A 3205-nucleotide genomic window follows, 5' to 3' on the forward strand; every position below is an offset into this window, starting at 1 on the left:
TCGACCTGCAGGCTGAGCAGGTCGTTGCCGTCGAAGTTGACCTTGAACGCATTGCCGGCGCCGAGCGCGACACGGCCCATCCTGGCCTGGATCACGCCGTTGTTGGACACGCGTGCGCCGAGCAGCGCGACGCTGCCGCCGTCGGCGGCGGTGATGTGGCCGTCGTTGACGATCGACGCGGTGGAGTTACCCGAGAAGCGATAGTTGCCGGCGAGGAAATCGGCGTCGGCGATGTTCTGGGTGGAGGCGACGAGGCCGCCGACGTTGATCTGTGCGCCGGAGCCGAACAGCACGCCGTTGGGGTTGACGAGGAAGACCTTGCCGTTGGCATCGAGCTGGCCTTGAATCTGGCTGCCGTTGTTGCCGACGACGCGGTTCAGCGCGATCGACTGCCTGCCGGGCTGATGGAACGACACGCGCTCGTTGCCGGCGATGCTGAAGTCGTTCCAGTTGGTGATGAGTTTGTCGGAGTGCTGGTTGACGAGCATCGACTTGCCGTCGTTTTCACGAATGATGTCGGCCTTGCCGGCGGTGATGTTCTCGCCGGTGGGCAGCGCGAAGGCGGGCAGGCTGACGATGCCGAGCAGGGAGAGAGCGGCGGCGACGCGCTTGGCGCTGCCGGGCTTGGCGCGCCGGCGCGCGGTTTCCCCGACGGCGCTCCAGCATCCTTGGGCTTGGTTCCAGACGAGTGCGTAGGTCTTGTTCATTATTGGTCTTCCTGGTTGATTGTCGGAAGTCCGGCCGACCTCGAAAGCCGATCGGCCGGAGGGTGACAACCGGCGGCCTCGCGGCCGCCGGCGACGAGCGGTCGGACCGCTCGCATCAGGCGACGGCATCCGGCATGCCGCTTATGCGGCGGAGCCGGAGCCGTCCGGGTTCACGTCAGGGCTTCACGCGACCGTAGTTCACGCCGATCAGTGCGCCGTAGGACTGGTCGTAGCCAGCCTTCACGTCGACGCGGCTGGTGCTCGACGAGCCGTAGACGAAGCCGAAGTTGCCGCCGACGAGGCCGCCCAGTCGTGCGTAGCGGCCGCCGGAGACGGTGCCGCTCGACGACGACGCATTGATGAGGCCGCCGCTGTTGCCGACGAGGCCACCGACGTAGCTGGCGTCGCCGCCCTTGACGGAACCCGTCGCGCGCGACTGGTCGACTTGCCCGGCCAGGAGGCCGACGAGGCCGCCGACATTGCTCTGCGTGCCGGCTTCGACGTCGCCCGACGCCGTCGAGCGTGCGACGGTGCCGCTCTCGTTACGGCCGACGAGGCCGCCGGCCGACGAGAAGTCGCCCGCCTTCACCGCGCCCGTGGCGCGGGAATCGGCGATCGTCCCGGTATTGCGGCCTGCGAGGCCGCCGGCGTAGCTCGATTGCCCGGTCAGGACCTTGCCGTTTGCGCTCGACGTGCGCACGAGGCCCTGGTTGAGCCCCACGAGACCACCCGCCGTGCCGGCGTTCCGAACGGTGACGGTGCCCGATGCGTTGGCGGAATCCAGCGTGCCGCTGTTGAGCCCGGCAAAGCCGCCCGCGGTGCCGTTGTCGCCTGCAGCCACGTTGCCGGATGCGTCGGACGCCTCGATGGTGCCGGCATTCGTGCCGACAAAACCGCCGACCGTGCTGCTCTGGTCGCCGGTCACGTTGCCGCTGGCGAGGGACGTCTCGATGAAGCCGTCGTTCGCGCCCGCGAAGCCGCCGAGCGTCGATTTGCCCGTGGCCCGGACCTGACCTTGCGCGTCGGACGCATGGATGCGACCCGACTTGCCGTTGCGTCCGGCGAAGCCGCCGGCGAGGCTGTCGGCGCCGGCGACGACGTTGCCCGTCGCGGTCGACTCGTCGATGTCGCCGTCGTTGTAGCCGGCGAAGCCGCCGGCCGCCGCCTTGCTGCCCGCCGTCACGTTGCCGTTGGCCTGCGACTTCATGATCCGGCCGCTGTTCGTGCCGACGAGACCGCCGACCGTGCTCGATGCGGCCGCGAACACGTCGCCGTTGGCCGTGGACGCGTCGATGTCGCCCAGGTTCACGCCTGCGAGACCGCCTGCGACGCTACGCTCGCCGACGCTCACCTTGCCGCTGGCGCGCGAATCCGCGATGGTGGCCAGGTTGAGACCGACGAGCCCGCCCGCCACGGCATTGTTGCGCGCGGTCACGTTCGCGGACGACGACGACTGCTTGACGATGCCGTTGCCGTCGTTCATGCCGACGAGCCCGCCGACCATCGACTGGCTGCCCGTCGCGTTCACGCTGCCGGTGCTCGACGAGCGCTCGATCATGCCCGTGTTGTGCCCGACCAGGCCGCCTGTGGCGCCGTCGTGCGCGGCGTTGATCTGGACGTCGGCCTGGCTGTCGCGGATCATCGCCGAGACCGGAGGCTGGTTCAGCAGCGTCAGGTTCTCGCCGACGAGGCCACCGATTGCCTGCGCGTAGCGATCGCCGGCGATGCGGCCGGACACCTTGGCGTGCTCGATCGTGCCGCCATAGTTCGAGCCGACGAGACCGCCGATGATCGCCGTCCCCGTGGCAGAGACCGCGACGTTGTCGGCCGTCACGTTCGAGATCGTGCCCGAGTTGCTGCCGGCGAGCGTGCCGACGGAAATCGGATAGCCGTACGGCAGGCCCGATGCGGTCGTCACGATGTCGCTCAGATTGAGGTTGGCGATGCGGCCGGCGTTGTGCGAGAACAGGCCGACGGTCGTCTGGCCCGGGTTGGAAATGCGCAGGCGCTCGAGCGTGTTGCCGAGGCCGTCGAATACGCCATGGAACGATTGGTTGCCGCCGATGCTGCGGAGGCTCGTATTGGCGCCGTCGATCGTGTTGCCGATCACGTAGCGGCCGCTGCGGTTCGAATCGACGTTACGCAGGTCGGCGACGGTGTGCAGCACCTGGTAGTCTTCGCCGTTCGAGCGGAACGATGCGTTGTCGCCGGACAGCGTCACGGCAGCGCCGTTGTTCAGCGTATGGCCGTTCTTCGAATTGAGCTCGAGGTGCGCGTTGCGGCCGGTGAGCTTGACCGCCTCGTCGATGCGGATCTTGTCGGCGGCGTTGACGTTCAGGCTCGCGTTCGCGCCGGTGGCGGACAGCGCCTGCTGCAGGTCGACGTTGCCCTTCTGCGACGTGAGCGTGAGTGCGCGGTCGCTGTTCCACGCGACCGGGCCGCCGACGGTCAGGTCGCCTTGCGTGTTGGTGAGCGCGACGTTGGTGGTGCCGAGGTTG

The 3205-nt window shown here is 68.5% G+C and carries 2 protein-coding genes; both read right to left on the minus strand.

Features of this window, described 5'->3' with window-relative positions:
- On the minus strand, nucleotides 1–707 hold a 707-nt coding region (locus ACTJKF_RS31320; protein ID WP_440629004.1), incomplete at its 3' end, for a two-partner secretion domain-containing protein.
- A 175-nt stretch (nucleotides 708–882) separates the two neighbouring features.
- The coding region (locus ACTJKF_RS31325; protein WP_440629002.1) for a beta strand repeat-containing protein at nucleotides 883–3205 on the minus strand (2323 nt) is incomplete at its 5' end.

The organism is Burkholderia sp. 22313 (assembly GCF_052045245.1).
Taxonomy (GTDB): domain Bacteria; phylum Pseudomonadota; class Gammaproteobacteria; order Burkholderiales; family Burkholderiaceae; genus Burkholderia.